Below are 14,600 nucleotides of genomic sequence, written 5' to 3'. Positions count from 1 at the left end.
GGAACGCCGTATGTCGCAGGGAAGTGCCGCAAGCCTTGGGTTGCAGGACGCACCGTTGAGCAGCGCGTTCCGTCAGACCTGGCAGCATTGGCAACAGGATTGGCTGCAATTGCCCAAGGACAGCGAGGACGAAGCGGCGCTGGTCGAGACCGTTGTCGAACTCTCGACTCAGGCTTCGCAGCGATTGTGGCGCACGGCCTATTCGCGGGTCGGCGATTCGGCGACCGAACAGGTCAAGGCATTGGTGTACGCGTTTGTCGCGCTGGTCGACGAAACCCTGCTGTTCACGCCATGGCCCGGCCAAGCGGCGTGGCAGGAAAAACCCTTGGAGTCGCGGCTGTATTCCAGCCGTCAGGCGGGCGAACAAGTACCCGCGGCGATTCAAACCTTGCTCGAAGAACAGCAGCCGACCACTCGCGATCTGGCCAACGTGTACCTGCAGTGTCTGATCCTCGGTTTCCATGGCCGTCTGCGCGGTGAACACAGTCAGGCGCAATTGGAGAAATGGCGGTTGGCGCTGTACAACCTGGCCTGGCAAGACGAAGCCAGTTACGCCGATGTCAGTCAGCGCCTGGTGCAGCCCTCACAGACACCGGCGCTGCAACTGCCGGTGCGCACGGCGCTGCCGGATGGCTTTCGTCTGGCACTGGGTATTCTGGCGATGGTGCTGTTGTTGACCGCGCTGGGGCATTGGTTGTGGCGGGACATCGGCCAGGAGTTGGCGCCGGCACTGCAAAGCGGCGATAGGGTGAGTGCGCCGGAGCAAGCCTCATGAGCCCGCTGACGATCGTTGCGTGGTGCATCGCGCTGCTGTTGTTGCTGGTGATCATCGTGGTGGCGGTGTGGTGGTTGCGCACCCAGAGTGGCGCAGCGATCCGCAGTTTCTATGCCTCCGTGCGCCATATGGAACGCGACCAGGGCAATCTCGACCGCTATCAGATGCCATGGTTGCTGATGCTCGGCGACGAAGTCCAAGGCACGCAACTGGTCACAGAATGGCGCCTGCAACCGACCGATAAACCGGCGTGGTTCGGTCGCTGGTGGTCGGACCCCGAAGGGGCTGTGCTGGTGGTGCCGCAAGCATTGTTTCTGCCGGACGACGGCATGCACTTGCAACGCGGCAGCTGGTGGCGGCTGCTCGGCCTGATCCTGCGGCTGCGCAGTAAACGGCCGCTGGACGCAGTGGTCTGGACGGTGCCAGTCAGTCGGCTAAGTAATCTTGAGCAAGCAACTCAGTTGGGTCTGGCCGCGCGTCGGCGCTTTATCGACCTGCTGCAACGCTTCGGGCTCAGTGTCCCGGTGTATGTGATTGTCACCGGGCTTGAGGAATTGCCGGGGGTTCAGGATCTGATCAGCGCCTTGCCGCAAGAGGCCCGCGAAGCCACGTTGGGCTGGTCGTCACCCTATGCGCGCGATGCCGTCTGGCAAGGGCAATGGAGCGATCAGGCGCTGGATCGGCTGCACCGCGCGGTGGCCGAAGCGGTGATTGAAATTGGCACGTTGTCCGGTCAGTTGAGTGCGGATCTGTATGCCTTGCCGGATCGTCTGGAAACCTTGCGGCGCGGTTTGCAGAACGTGTTGGAGCCGGTGTTTCAGGGCAATGCGCAAGGTGAGGCACCGTGTTTTCGCGGTGTGTATTTCACCGCCAATGTGGCCGGGGAGGATGCGCAGGACGGGTTTTCCGTGGATGACAGCGGCTTGCAGCGCAGCGCCTTTGCCCGACAGCTGTGGCGCCAGCGACTGGTCGGTGAGCGTGGTCTGGCGCACGGCGTACCGCGCCTGTTGCGTTTGCGCCAGCGTTGGCAGCGGCTGACTGCCGGGATCGCGCTGGTCGTCGGGGTGGTCTGGGCGGTGGCGATGCTGTGGGTCTGGCATGCGTCGGTCAAGGATGCTCACGAACTGGCGCGGCAGATGCAGGGCGCGCAAAAGGGCTACGTGGCGATCAGCGATGAAGCGCAGCGGGTCGACTCGACCCGGCGCAACGTGCAGACCTTCTGGCGCGTACTGGAACGCGCGCCGCACTGGAACTATGTCTCGCTGGTGTTCCCGACGTCGTGGTTTTCCTCGCTCGACAACCAGCTCGAGCAGGAAGTCTTGCAATCCACCCAGCGTCATATGGTGGTGCCGCTGCATGACCTGCTGAACGCGGAGCTTACGCAGATCAAGGCGATCCGCAGCACCGACCGGCGCAGCAGTGTCGAAAGCGACGACCCGGCGCAGTGGCAGAACTATCTGAAGGCGACCGATCTGGTGGATCGGGCACTGCGATTGGAGCAGCAGAATCAGCTGTTCAATCAGCTGCAAAACAATCAACGCGCGCCACTGGACGACTTGGTGCAACTGAGCAACACCGCGCTGTCGCTGAACCTCAACACCGGCACCTTGCCCTACGCGAACTTCTACAATCGGTTGCTGGTGGCGGGCGAAGACGGCAGCTTGCCGGCACTCGACCTGAGCGTCGACCGGCCGCTGATCGTCAGCAACTTTTCCGGATTGATGCAACGCTGGCTGGATCAATATTTCCTCGCCGACAACTTTGTCAGCAAGGCCGGTTACCTCAAGTTGCACCTGGATCAACTGGAGGCCGGCAGTGGCAACAGCCTGGGCGAGCTCGAAGAGCTGACTGCGCTGGTCGACGATCTGCAAGCGGCGATTGCCCTGACCAATGCAACGTGGAGCCGTGGCAAAGGCCAGGAATTGGTGCCGGGTTATGGTGACTTTCTCGCCAAAGTGGGCAAGAGCACATTGTTGGGCGCGCAAGTCCAACAAGACCTCGACACGCAAGCGTCACGCTTGCAGCAGAGTTTCCGCGATCAATGGATCGCCCAGGTCGGCTCCCGGGACAATTTGCTGGTACAGCAAGTCAGCGGGCAATTGGCGTTGCAAGAGCAAGTGGTGAAACTCGATAACGCGATACAGGCGCTGTTCAAGCGTGACTTCGTTTCGGTCGCCCTGCGTGCCAGCGAAGACAACGTCAATATGCAAGGCCAGACCGTGGACGGTGATGACCTCAATGAATCGCTGAAATATTTCGCCGACTACAACAGCTACATCGCCGAAGAACTGCCACGCATTCCACCGGACTATCGCGTTGCGGTGCTCAAAGCCGCCGAGCGTGCCGCCGCCCAGGCGATGTGGTTGAGCCTCAAGGATCACAACGATCAGGCGCATCCTTACGCTGTGTTCAATGTGCAGGCCGAGCAAGCCATGGCCCTGCAAAAGGCTTTCGTCGAGGTGCATCGCGCGGATCTATCCACCCGCCTGCAAGCGGCGCTCAATCGCCGCGCCATGGCGCAGCTTATTGGTGGTCTGGATGAAATCACCGCGCAACCACTGTTCGGCGGACGGGCCGAGATCAGCCAGTGGGACGGCTCGAAAAACCTCGGTCTGGAACTGTTCGGCGCCAGCGACGTGCAGGATCTGAAACTGAGCCTCAAGCAGCAGTTCAACACCATGCTCGGCATCACTGAGCGGCGCACGTCTTCGTTGCAGTGGCTGACAACACAGCAAGCCAATCTGTCGGCACTGGATTACGAACGCGTGACGCAGTTCAGTGCGCTCAACGACGAACTGCGCAAATACAAAGAGGCCAACCCGGCCAGTTCGCCGGCACAGATCGAGCAACTGGTCAGCCGCGATTTCGTCGAGATGGACGTCAATTCCTGCCTGCAAATGTTGCAGACCGCCAACGTCGCCGGCGGACGCGGCACGTTGGCGATGCGCGCGATGGAGTTACAGCAGGAGGCCATGCAGCGTTGCCAGTTGCTGCAAGTGCAACAGGCCGCTGCGGCGTGGAATGAGTTGGCCAACTACTTCAATCAATATCTGGCGGATCGCTTTCCGTTCGCCAACGGCGTGCAGATGCAGGATGCCGATCCGGCGCGGGTTGAATATTTTCTGCAACTGATCGACAAAAAACTGCCGGTCGCGCAGGCCGGCCTTGTCACCAACCAGACCCCGGAACGCCTGGCCGCGGCGGATTTTCTCAACCGCTTGAAGCAGGCCGGCACTTGGCTGACGCCGCTGTTCGTGCGTGACAAGAGCGGCATCCTTGGCGTCGAGCTGGACGTGCGCTGGCGCACCGATCGCGATGATGAGCTGGGCGCCGATCAGGTGATTGCCTGGGGCTTGCTCGCCGGCAATCAGCAAATCAACTATCCGGCAGCCGAGCAACCGAACCTGCGCTGGATGGTCGGCCAGCCTGTCCGCCTGACCCTGCGCTGGGCGCGCAACGGCAAGGAACGGCCGGTCAATGATCCACAGCAACCGAATCTGGTGGTGCGTGATCTGGAGGCCGGTTGGGAGTACGGCGGGCCATGGTCATTGCTGCGCCTGATGCGCGCGCATTTCTCGGTGCAACGTCAGCCAAACGTGGATTACACCGATTTCCCGCTGACGTTGCGTTTACCCGTGACCGGGGCGCCGGACAGCGTCACCAGCGACTTCACGCGGATGTTCGTGCGCCTGTCGCTGATGAGCCAGGGCTCGAAACTGCCGCTGTCGATCGCGCCGTTGCCAACTCGCGCGCCGCGTTCGCCGTTTCAGGTGACCGGCAGCACCGCCGCCCTTGAATCGCAGAAGGAAGACTTGTGAGCCTGCCATCGACGACGTTGCCGGACTTGATTGACCAACTGCTCACACCGCTCAGCGCGGATGCGCCGTGCGGCGTCGATTTGCGCTATGAACGTGAGTTCGACCAGTTGCGCGACCTGCGTCGCGAAGACGACGCCAGCCTGCCGACCGGGGTGTGGCAATCGACACTGAAGCGGGCGAACTGGCCCGAAGTGGAAAAAATCACCACCGCGTTATTGGTGGAGCGTAGCAAGGACCTGATGCTCAGCGCCTGGCTCGGCGAGGCGTGGCTGCACTTGCAAGCGCTGGACGGCTTGCCCGGCAGTCTGGCGCTGGTCGCCGGATTGTGTGAGCGCTTTCCCGAGCACCTGCACCCGCAGGCCGAGGACGGCGACCAGTCATGGCGGGTGATTCCGCTGGAATGGCTGGTGCGCCGGTACAGTGAAATATTGCTCACGCGGGTGCCGTTGTTCGGTAGCCGCAACAACGATTTCGAGGCTTACACCCTGGAAGTCTGGCGGCGCTTGCAGGTGCAGCAAGTGCAGACCAACGACAGCAAGAACGCCAAGACCTCGGCGGAAACCGCGCGCAATGAACAGAAGAAACTCAACGAACAAATCCGCGCCACGCCGCTGGCGTTCTGGCTGCGCACTCAGGGCAATCTGCTCCTGAGCCTGCAACACTTGCAACGGCTCAACACCTGGAGTGATGCCTATCTGGGGGATCAGGCGCCGGGATTGCGCCCCTTGCAGGACACCATCCAGGCGCTGCTGAAACTGGTTCAGGAGTTTATCGCCATGCACCCACAACAACCGGCACCGCCACCGCCGCTGGTCGAAACCCCCGACGCCGTTGCGCAGCCAGAAGAACCCGCACCGGTAGCCTTGGCGTTTCGTGAGCCGGCCAATCGCGAAGAGGCGTATCGCCAACTGCTGCTGATCGCCGAATACCTCGCCCGCACCGAACCCCACAGCCCGGTGCCGTATCTGATCCGGCGCGGGGTCGAGTGGGGCAACAAGCCGCTGAGCGAACTGCTCGGTGAGTTGATCAGCGCCGACGCTGAATCGCGGCGTTTGTGGACGTTGCTTGGCGTGCTTTAGTGCACGCGCTAGTTGTTGAGTTTTGGTGGCAGTGCAATGGGCGTCAGTACCGGCTCGCCGGAGAAGAACGCGACGAGGTTTTTACCTACCAGTTCGACCGTGCCTTGCGTCGCTTCCGGTGACAGGCCGGCGACGTGTGGTGTCAGCAGCACGTTGCTCAGGGTTTTCAGCGCATCCGGCACTTGCGGCTCGTGATCGAATACATCGAGTGCGGCACCGGCAATTCTGCGTTGTTCGAGGGCAGTGATCAGATCCGCCGTAGCGATGACACTGGCGCGGGCAATGTTGACGATGAAGCCTTTCGGGCCGAGCGCATCGAGTACCGCACGGGTGACCAGATGCTGTGTGCCGATGCCGCCGGGCGTGGCGACGATCAGAAAGTCCGATGCTCGCGCCAGTTCGGTCGGCGTCGAGCAGAACGCGTACGGCACATCGTTGCGCACCTGACGGCTGTGATAGCTGATCTGCATGTCGAAGCCGAGATTCGCGCGTTTGGCGATCGCCATGCCCACTGCGCCGAGTCCAAGAATCCCCAAGCGTTTGTCGGCCAGCGACGGGCGCATGATCTTCGGCCACTCTCCACGGCGTACGGCAGCGTCGCAACGCGGGATGTCACGGACCAGCGCCAGCAGCATCGCCATCGCATGGTCGGCCACCGACGAGGCATTGACCCCGGCGCCGTTGGTGACAGTGATGCCGCGGTTGCTCGCGGCTTGCAGGTCGACATGCTCGTAACCGGCACCGATCACGGTGATGATTTTCAGCGCGGGCAGGGCGGCGATTTCATCGGCGGTCAGGCCCAACGGGCCACGGGTCAGCACCGCGTCGATGCGCGAGCCATGGGTGGCGATGGCTTGCGCACGTTCGGCGGGTGTGGGAGCGAGAATCAGGTGGAAGCCCTGATGTTCGAGGATCGGCAAATAGTCATTGATGGTTTCAACCAGTACCAGAACGGTTGCGGGCATTGCACGGCTCCTGTGAACGTCGGCGGATTGGTCGCGAAAGTCGTTTCAGAGTGCTGAATCCGCAGCGACTTGGCAATCGTTGTCATTGGCGCAGTGGTGCTTTGATTCTGGACGGCTTCGGACAAGAAGCAAGGCTGCCAGCACACCGGTGATCCGGTGTGCTGTCGGTATCATTGGGCCGCTTGGGCTTTGGCTTGCTCAGCCATCGCGAGCGGCTTGATATCGTAGGTCGGATAGAACTCGGTGCGGTAGCTGCCCCATGCGGTGTTTTCCAGCGCAAGGTTCACTTCCGCCAGACGCGAGACAGGAAAGCGCACGGTTACGACCTGGCCGATCCCCATCATGATGTTCCAGCTCACCACTTCGACTCCGGCCGGGGGGAACGCTTTATGGAAACCCTGTTGCGCAAGCTGAGCCTTGAGTTCACTCAACGGACGGGTTTGATCATGTTTCAGAAACACGGTCAGCATCATCGCGTTGTCGGCGGTGGCGACGGCATTTTTTTCCGGTTGGGTGGCGGCTTGTGCGCTGACCCCGGCGCAATAGACCGAAGAGACAAGTAACGTCGACATCAGCAGGGTTTTAAGTGGCTTTTGCATATCGAACTCCTGGTCTTATTGTTTGATGGCGGACTTGGTTTCTACCGTCCCGGTGTAGGGCGCGTGAACGACATGAATGCGAACGAGAGGATTGTTTTCGACCATGTCGCGAGGGACTTCCCGAGAATAAGTGAACTCTTGGTTGTTCAATGTTTCCAGACGTCTGACCCATGTTTTGGTGGGGCCGATATCCGGCACAAGAATGTGCTGTTGCTGATCGCCGGTGACAAAGAAATAACCGCCACCACCGTTGTTGTACTTTGATTCGCCGGTATCGGCGTAAAAGAACTCGTATCGATTACGCTCGGGATCCCACGTCGATATACCAACGACGCCGGGGTACTTCGCTTTGACGTCGGTTTCCGGGGCGCCGTCGATGTAGACCTTGGTGGTCAGCCATCGCGGCGAAGAAGCCAGCTCGCGGACATCGGCATTGGCGCTGGCGAGCGGGGCTAGCAGTGCGGCCAACAACAGGCCGGTCATCATGTACTTTTGCATGCTGTGTCCTCTTGATCACACTTCAATTATTATTCTTCGAATTCGGGGCGATAAAAATATAGACCTGCCATGGAATATTGTTCAATGGCTGGGTAGTTGCTTGTAACAAATGGCTGGTATTCGGTTTTAAGTAATATTTTGTTGTGAGTTTTTTTGGCTGTTTAGGCTGTAGGAGTATTCTGAAAAGTTGAGGTCCGATTTGCTTGTTTGTTGGCGTTGTCTGTAGTTAAAGTCGCTGGCACCCTTGATTAGTTACACGATGCTGTAGGACGGAGGATACCGTGACAAATGTCTGGTTGACGCAACCGCAGCAAGGCAAGTTGCGTCAACTTCGGAGTGGATTCCCTTAGAACGTCACTTCAGCGCTGTCAATTAATCGTGCAAAGGCGGCACCGAGCGTAGCGTTGTGATGTTTGATGATCGCTTCGGCCGATAGCTCGGCAGTGTCCATGCAAGTGTGGGCATCGGCGACCAGCAAAGGTTTGAAGCCCAGATCGGCAGCGCTGCGACAGGTGCTGTCGATGCAGAACTGACTTTTCATGCCGACCACATAAAGGTCGTCTACCTGCGCGGCTTCGAGTTTCAGCGCGAGGTCAGTGCCATGGAAAGCATCCGGGCGGGATTTGTCGAAGAGGGTGTCGACGTCAGCGTCCAGCTCGAGCGCTGGCAGTAGTTGCCAGAAAGGACTGCCAGCGGCAATCGGTGAGCCGTCCGGGCCGGTGTGGCGGACGGCGAAGATCGGCACTTGATTCGCGCGGGCCGCAGCGATCAGACGCTGGATGTTGGCCAGAATCCGTTCGCCCTGGTAGGGGTTTTCCGGTCCGTGGAACAGACCGACCTGCATATCGATGATCAACAGTGCTGCGGGCATGGTGTTTCTCCTTGGGTGCTGCAGATGCCGCACGGACGGGAGAAACTACAAGGCCCCGTCCATTGCTGGCGGGGCCTTGGGGTTTGCTGCGCTGGGTTTACCTCAGACAGAAACACCACGACCCGCCGGTGGCGGTCGTGGTGGTACGGGTGAGTTGCAGCGCGCGAATGTTCATGGGCCGATCATGCTGGCCCCGGTATCGGGCTGTCAACGAGCGGATCAAGTGACGTACTGCGCGATGCCATTGCCGAATGACCAGTTCTCTTTCTTGACCTCGACCAGATTGATGAACACATCCTCCAGGCGCACCGCCAACTGTGTGTGCAGGCTTTCGGCGATGGTTTTGAACAGCAACTGCTTTTTCTCCACCGTGCGTCCTTCGCTGATGGTGATCTGAATGAAGACCACGCCATCGCTGCGCTGGATCCCCAGATACTGCGGGTCGTAGACGAAGTGCTGACTGTCGTGCTCGGTGAGGATCTGGAAGTTGTCGTGCTCGGGCACATCGATACAACTGCGCAGGGCAGCGTAGATGCGTTCGCCGATGCGTTTGGCGAAAGTGGGGTCGGGGTTTTGTTTGATGTCGACGCGAACCAGTGGCATGGGAAGGCTCCGCAGGGCAGGGGACTCATCTCACGCTAGATCAAGTGGGGCAAATTGAAAGGCACGGGTACTTGATCGCGAGGTGTTTCTAAAAGATCTCTGTATGAGGCTGCCTACTTTACTCACGGATTTTGCCTACGAAACCGCCGGATTCATCCGCTATCTGGCGCGAGATGATTAGGAAATCATGAGGGCACAAAGCAGTCCGGCCAGTCACTGCCAATAGCCAAGGAAGGCGCATGCTTCAGGACGATCGCGAAAACCTGGAGCTCCAAAGGCTCCTGAATGAAACACGGAAACTCGTGGCAGAAAGACAAAAGCTTCTGGCGGAAGCAAAAAAGCTAAAGAGAGAGACGAGTTTTTATCCACTCGCGGTATTGGCTGGAGTGGTGACCGCAATCACTGCGGTAGTAGGCGTTTTTTTCAAGGTTTGAGTGATCACGCTTCACAACAGTCAGACCCATGACCCAAAAAGGAAATCAACATGAGCACATTTGACCGCAAGGCTATGATTGAACTATCGGACCGGGAGTACGATGAGTCGGTCGAAAGAATGCGTATCAAGGACAAGGACGATATGTATCCAATCTGGGGGATGCTGGCGTTCGGCATTTTTTGCATGTCGCTCGGATTCATCCTGGCACGATCAATCTGATCAAGTCCTCGCGACTGCATCAAACATTGGAGCTTGCCAGAAAACGACACAGTACCTACCTGTCACCGACAGTTATTTTCCCGAAAACGACACCCCACTGATCTGCTCCGCACAACCATTCCTCAGCTAAGTCTTTGCTTATGCTCATTTATCACGGAGAATCGCGCCCCTGTTTCGGCCGGAGCATGTCTGTCGGTTTTTTCCGACGCGTCCTGACCGAGTGGCAAGTGACCGGAATGCGGAGATCCGACCGGATGAATGATCAGGCCAATAGCGTCGAAGAGCGCTTTGATGCAGCAGCACCCGCTGAACTTTCGAGCTGGAATCGCCAGGACACCACCTGGATGTTGGGACTGTTTGGGACGGCCATCGGCGCCGGTACCCTGTTTTTACCGATCAACGCAGGTCTGGGTGGCTTCTGGCCGCTGGTGATCCTTGCGCTGCTCGCGTTCCCTATGACGTTCTTTGCACACCGTGGCTTGACCCGCTTCGTGCTGTCCGGTCGCGAGGGCGCCGACATCACTGAGGTGGTCGAGCAACATTTCGGCATCAAGGCCGGTGCACTGATCACGCTGCTGTACTTCTTCGCGATCTTCCCAATTCTGCTGATCTATAGCGTCGGTCTGACCAACACGGTCGCCAGTTTCCTCGAACACCAACTGCACATCACGCCACCACCGCGCGCGCTGCTGTCGTTCGTGTTGATCCTCGGTTTGCTGGCGGTGGTACGTTGTGGCGAGCAGGCGATCGTCAAGGCCATGAGTCTGATGGTCTATCCGTTTATTGTCGCGCTGTTGTTCCTCGCCGTTTACCTGATTCCGCACTGGAACGGCGGCATCCTGACCACGGCATCGCAGGTGCCGGCGCCGTCCGCGCTGCTGCACACGCTGTGGCTGGCGATTCCGGTGATGGTGTTCTCGTTCAACCACTCGCCGATCATTTCGGCGTTCGCGGTGGATCAGAAGCGTCGTTATGGCGCCAATGCTGACCAGCGCAGCTCGCAGATTCTGTGCCGCGCTCACCTGTTGATGGTGGTGATGGTGCTGTTCTTCGTGTTCAGCTGCGTACTGACGTTGTCGCCAGGGCAATTGGCGGAAGCCAAAGAGCAGAATCTGTCGATCCTGTCTTATCTGGCCAACCACTTCAGCAATCCGACCATCGCCTTTGCGGCACCGTTGATTGCGTTTGTGGCGATCTCCAAGTCGTTCCTCGGCCACTACATCGGTGCCAGCGAAGGCCTGAAAGGACTGATCGTCAAGAGCGGTAAGCGCCCAAGTGCCAAAGCGCTTGATCGCATCGTGGCGGCGTTCATGCTGGTGATCTGCTGGATCGTGGCGACCCTGAACCCGAGCATTCTGGGCATGATCGAAACCGTCGGCGGCCCAGTCATCGCGGCGATTCTGTTCCTGATGCCGATGTATGCGATTCGCAAGGTTCCGGCGATGGCGCGCTATCGTGGCCAAGCGTCTAACGTGTTTGTTACGGCGGTAGGTCTGGTAGCGATTTCGGCATTGGTTTACAAGCTGACGATGTAACACGGATTCAGTCGATAAAAACCGCTGTGCCTGCCCGGGCACAGCGGTTTTTTTGGCTCGGGAGCTGAGCCTGCTCGCGAAAGCGGTGAGGCCTGAACAGGCAACCACCCTCCATCAGGCATAAAAAAACGCCGCTCATCTCACGATGGGCGGCGTTTTTTCATTGTGTTGCAACGTTAGGCTTGAACGACCGGGATATTGGCGTTCGCAGCAGCTTCACGGAACTCGGCGATCTGGTCGAAGGACAGGTAGCGGTAGATATCGGCCGCCATGCTGTCGATCTTGCCAGCGTATTCCATGTACTCCTCGACGGTCGGCAGGCGACCCAGGATCGAAGCCACGGACGCCAGCTCGGCCGAAGCCAGGTAGACGTTCGCGCCGTCGCCCAGACGGTTCGGGAAGTTACGGGTCGACGTCGACACCACGGTGCTGTTCGGCTCAACGCGTGCCTGGTTACCCATGCACAGCGAGCAGCCTGGCATTTCCATGCGTGCGCCAGCCTTGCCGTAGATGCCGTAGTAGCCTTCTTCGGTCAGTTGGTGAGCGTCCATTTTGGTCGGCGGCGACAGCCACAGACGGGTTGGCAGCTGACCCTTGACCTGATCCAGCAGTTTACCGGCAGCGCGGAAGTGACCGATGTTGGTCATGCACGAACCGATGAACACTTCGTCGATCTTCTCGCCAGCAACGCTGGACAGCAGACGGGCGTCGTCCGGATCGTTCGGCGCGCACAGTACCGGCTCGCTGATGTCGGCCAGATCGATTTCGATGACTTCGGCGTATTCGGCGTCGGCATCGGCTTCCATCAGTTCCGGGTTGGCCACCCAGGCTTCCATCGCTTGAGCACGACGTTCCAGGGTCCGAGCATCGCCGTAACCTTCGCCGATCATCCAGCGCAGCAGGGTGATGTTGGAGTTCAGGTACTCGGTGATCGACTCTTTCGACAGCTTGATGGTGCAACCGGCAGCCGAACGTTCGGCCGAGGCGTCGGACAGTTCGAACGCCTGCTCCAGGGTCAGACCTTCCAGACCTTCGATTTCCAGGATGCGGCCGGAGAAGGCGTTTTTCTTGCCTTTCTTCTCGACGGTCAGCAGACCGTTCTGGATGGCGAAGTACGGAATGGCATGAACCAGGTCACGCAGGGTGATGCCAGGCTTCATTTTGCCTTTGAAACGCACCAGGATCGATTCCGGCATGTCCAGCGGCATAACGCCGGTGGCAGCGGCAAACGCAACCAGACCGGAACCGGCCGGGAACGAAATGCCCATCGGGAAACGGGTGTGCGAGTCACCACCGGTACCGACGGTGTCCGGCAGCAGCATGCGGTTCAGCCACGAGTGGATGATGCCGTCGCCCGGACGCAGGGAAACGCCGCCGCGGGTCATGATGAAGTCAGGCAGGGTGTGGTGGGTGGTCACGTCGATCGGCTTTGGATACGCCGCGGTGTGGCAGAACGACTGCATTACCAGATCAGCCGAGAAGCCCAGGCACGCCAGGTCTTTCAGTTCGTCACGGGTCATTGGACCAGTGGTGTCCTGAGAACCCACGGTGGTCATCTTCGGTTCGCAGTAGGTGCCAGGACGGATGCCTTTGCCTTCTGCCAGACCGCAGGCCTTGCCGACCATCTTCTGCGCCAGGGTGTAACCCTTGGTGCTTTCGATCGGTGCATCAGGCTTCTTGAACAGGTCGAACGGTGGCAGACCCAGTTCGGCGCGAGCCTTCTCGGTCAGGCCACGGCCGATGATCAGCGGGATACGGCCGCCGGCGCGGACTTCGTCCAACAGCACCGGGGTTTTCATTTCGAAGGTGGTCAGGACTTCGTCGGTGCCGTGTTTGCAGACTTTGCCAGCATGCGGGTACAGGTCGATCACGTCGCCCATGTTCATGTTGGAAACGTCGAACTCGATTGGCAGGGCGCCGGCATCTTCCATGGTGTTGTAGAAGATCGGAGCGATTTTGCTGCCGAAGCAGAAACCGCCAGCGCGCTTGTTCGGCACGTAAGGAACGTCGTCGCCGAAGAACCACAGTACCGAGTTGGTCGCCGATTTACGCGACGAACCGGTACCGACCACGTCACCGACGTAGGCGATCGGGAAGCCTTGACCGCGCATTTCTTCGATCTGCTTCATCGGGCCGATGGCGCCCTGCTGATCAGGAACGATGCCGTCACGGGCCATTTTCAGCATGGCCAGGGCGTGCAGCGGGATGTCTGGACGCGACCAGGCATCAGGAGCAGGGGAGAGGTCGTCGGTGTTGGTTTCGCCGGTTACCTTGAATACGCGCAGGCTGATCTTGTCGGCCAGGGTCGGACGGTTCTTGAACCACTCGCCGTCAGCCCACGATTGCAGCACGGCTTTAGCGTGAACGTTGCCGTTCTTGGCTTTTTCCGCGACGTCGTGGAACGCATCGAACATCAGCAGGGTGTGCTTGAGTTGCGCGGCAGCGACTGGCGCCAGCTCGGCGTCGTCCAGCAGGTCAACCAGAGTGACGATGTTGTAGCCGCCCTGCATGGTGCCGAGCAGTTCTACAGCGCGCTTTTTGTCCAGCAGAGGGGAGGATACTTCGCCCTTGGCCAGTGCAGACAGGAAGCCGGCTTTTACATAGGCCGCCTCGTCCACGCCTGGTGGAATGCGATTGGTGATCAGGTCAACGAGAAATTCTTCTTCGCCAGCCGGAGGGTTTTTCAGCAGCTCGACCAGGCCTGCTGTTTGTTCGGCGTTAAGCGGCTGGGGAACGATACCCAGGGCTGCACGCTCTTCGATATGTTTGCGGTAGGCTTCAAGCACAGTTATTACCCTCATCAGTGGTCCCAAATGGGTGTCCGGGACGCTCATCCCGAAATTGCCGTACTCATGCTCCTCACGACGTTGTGGGTCGTTCGGCCAGAATTACCGGCAATTCCTTACAGAAGCTGCTTTCAAAGTTTTACGCCTGCAGAACGGGGAGCTGATGAGGGTTGGCGCTGGATTTTTCCCCGCTGGAAAAATCCCTCGCCAACACCGTTCTGAAGGAACGACTGTGCTCGTGACGCTTTGAAAACAGCTTCTAACGGACATTGGCGCCTTAAAAGGCTGGCTGATTCTACGGCAAAAAAAATTTAAAGGTAAGTCGCGCTCTATTGGACTTTCGTGGCAATGCGCGCGGCCGGGGCAAACGCGCTGTGCGGCTGAGACCCTGATGTTTGAGGGGTGATCAATGCCCG

Annotated in this window: 12 protein-coding genes; 6 read left to right on the top strand and 6 right to left on the bottom strand. The window is 59.3% G+C overall.

All coding sequences use genetic code 11. From position 1 onward, the window contains the following. The first annotated feature begins 10 nt into the window (after window positions 1–10). Genes GTU76_RS20915 through tssA form a run of 3 tightly spaced genes read left to right on the top strand, consistent with a single transcriptional unit; the run spans window position 11 to window position 5,672 of the window. Window positions 11–775: a DotU/TssL family secretion system protein gene (locus GTU76_RS20915; protein ID WP_180699478.1), complete on the top strand. Its 765-nt coding sequence runs from the start codon at window positions 11–13 to the stop codon at window positions 773–775. After that, window positions 772–4,593, top strand: a complete 3,822-nt coding sequence (locus GTU76_RS20910; RefSeq protein WP_180699477.1) for a type VI secretion system protein — start codon at window positions 772–774, stop codon at window positions 4,591–4,593. The genes GTU76_RS20915 and GTU76_RS20910 overlap by 4 nt, the downstream gene beginning before the upstream one ends. Beyond that, a complete protein-coding gene (gene tssA / locus GTU76_RS20905; RefSeq protein ID WP_180699476.1) occupies window positions 4,590–5,672 on the top strand; it encodes a type VI secretion system protein TssA in 1,083 nt (360 codons plus the stop codon). The genes GTU76_RS20910 and tssA overlap by 4 nt, the downstream gene beginning before the upstream one ends. An 8-nt stretch (window positions 5,673–5,680) precedes the next feature. Here the strand turns inward: tssA and GTU76_RS20900 are convergent, their stop codons facing one another. The 5 genes from GTU76_RS20900 to GTU76_RS20880 all read right to left on the bottom strand — a co-directional run bounded on the left by GTU76_RS20900 (window position 5,681) and on the right by GTU76_RS20880 (window position 9,208). Further along, window positions 5,681–6,637 (bottom strand): 2-hydroxyacid dehydrogenase, encoded by a 957-nt coding sequence (locus tag GTU76_RS20900; RefSeq protein ID WP_180699475.1) that lies wholly within the window; start codon window positions 6,635–6,637, stop codon window positions 5,681–5,683. A gap of 170 nt (window positions 6,638–6,807) precedes the next feature. Next, complete coding sequence (locus GTU76_RS20895) at window positions 6,808–7,236, bottom strand: hypothetical protein (RefSeq protein WP_016982939.1); 429 nt, start codon at window positions 7,234–7,236, stop codon at window positions 6,808–6,810. 15 nt (window positions 7,237–7,251) lie between these two features. Beyond that, on the bottom strand, window positions 7,252–7,734 hold the full coding sequence (locus GTU76_RS20890; RefSeq protein WP_175554661.1) for a DUF4822 domain-containing protein: 483 nt from the start codon (window positions 7,732–7,734) through the stop codon (window positions 7,252–7,254). A gap of 346 nt (window positions 7,735–8,080) precedes the next feature. Next, window positions 8,081–8,605 (bottom strand): cysteine hydrolase family protein, encoded by a 525-nt coding sequence (locus GTU76_RS20885; protein WP_016982941.1) that lies wholly within the window; start codon window positions 8,603–8,605, stop codon window positions 8,081–8,083. Window positions 8,606–8,824: 219 nt separating this feature from the next. Then, window positions 8,825–9,208, bottom strand: a complete 384-nt coding sequence (locus GTU76_RS20880; protein ID WP_016982942.1) for a tautomerase family protein — start codon at window positions 9,206–9,208, stop codon at window positions 8,825–8,827. Window positions 9,209–9,447: 239 nt separating this feature from the next. Between GTU76_RS20880 and GTU76_RS20875 the strand changes: the two genes are divergently transcribed. The 3 genes from GTU76_RS20875 (at window position 9,448) to GTU76_RS20865 (ending at window position 11,398) form a co-directional block, all read left to right on the top strand. Then, a complete protein-coding gene (locus GTU76_RS20875) occupies window positions 9,448–9,642 on the top strand; it encodes a hypothetical protein (RefSeq protein WP_016982943.1) in 195 nt (64 codons plus the stop codon). A gap of 50 nt (window positions 9,643–9,692) precedes the next feature. Beyond that, window positions 9,693–9,863 carry a hypothetical protein gene (locus GTU76_RS20870; RefSeq protein ID WP_016982944.1) on the top strand — a complete coding sequence of 57 codons (171 nt, stop codon included), beginning with the start codon at window positions 9,693–9,695 and terminating at the stop codon, window positions 9,861–9,863. A gap of 254 nt (window positions 9,864–10,117) precedes the next feature. Then, window positions 10,118–11,398 carry an HAAAP family serine/threonine permease gene (locus tag GTU76_RS20865; RefSeq protein ID WP_016982945.1) on the top strand — a complete coding sequence of 427 codons (1,281 nt, stop codon included), beginning with the start codon at window positions 10,118–10,120 and terminating at the stop codon, window positions 11,396–11,398. A gap of 176 nt (window positions 11,399–11,574) precedes the next feature. Here the strand turns inward: GTU76_RS20865 and acnB are convergent, their stop codons facing one another. Next, window positions 11,575–14,184: a bifunctional aconitate hydratase 2/2-methylisocitrate dehydratase gene (acnB, locus tag GTU76_RS20860; protein WP_175555712.1), complete on the bottom strand. Its 2,610-nt coding sequence runs from the start codon at window positions 14,182–14,184 to the stop codon at window positions 11,575–11,577. Between the last annotated feature and the right edge of the window lie 416 nt (window positions 14,185–14,600).

Source organism: Pseudomonas crudilactis (assembly GCF_013433315.1).
Lineage (GTDB): Bacteria > Pseudomonadota > Gammaproteobacteria > Pseudomonadales > Pseudomonadaceae > Aquipseudomonas > Aquipseudomonas crudilactis.
The sequence above is the reverse complement of the archived record's forward strand: the minus strand, read 5'-3'. Positions and strand labels throughout refer to the sequence as shown.

Bases quoted from the DNA above. Each gene is read 5' to 3' on its own strand.
- GTU76_RS20910 (WP_180699477.1), top strand. From the start codon at position 772: ATGAGCCCGCTGACGATCGTTGCGTGGTGCATCGCGCTGCTGTTGTTG.
- GTU76_RS20880 (WP_016982942.1), bottom strand. From the start codon at position 9,208: ATGCCACTGGTTCGCGTCGACATCAAACAAAACCCCGACCCCACTTTC.
- GTU76_RS20885 (WP_016982941.1), bottom strand. From the start codon at position 8,605: ATGCCCGCAGCACTGTTGATCATCGATATGCAGGTCGGTCTGTTCCAC.
- GTU76_RS20875 (WP_016982943.1), top strand. From the start codon at position 9,448: ATGCTTCAGGACGATCGCGAAAACCTGGAGCTCCAAAGGCTCCTGAAT.
- GTU76_RS20865 (WP_016982945.1), top strand. From the start codon at position 10,118: ATGAATGATCAGGCCAATAGCGTCGAAGAGCGCTTTGATGCAGCAGCA.
- GTU76_RS20895 (WP_016982939.1), bottom strand. From the start codon at position 7,236: ATGCAAAAGCCACTTAAAACCCTGCTGATGTCGACGTTACTTGTCTCT.
- GTU76_RS20915 (WP_180699478.1), top strand. From the start codon at position 11: ATGTCGCAGGGAAGTGCCGCAAGCCTTGGGTTGCAGGACGCACCGTTG.
- GTU76_RS20890 (WP_175554661.1), bottom strand. From the start codon at position 7,734: ATGCAAAAGTACATGATGACCGGCCTGTTGTTGGCCGCACTGCTAGCC.
- GTU76_RS20870 (WP_016982944.1), top strand. From the start codon at position 9,693: ATGAGCACATTTGACCGCAAGGCTATGATTGAACTATCGGACCGGGAG.
- GTU76_RS20900 (WP_180699475.1), bottom strand. From the start codon at position 6,637: ATGCCCGCAACCGTTCTGGTACTGGTTGAAACCATCAATGACTATTTG.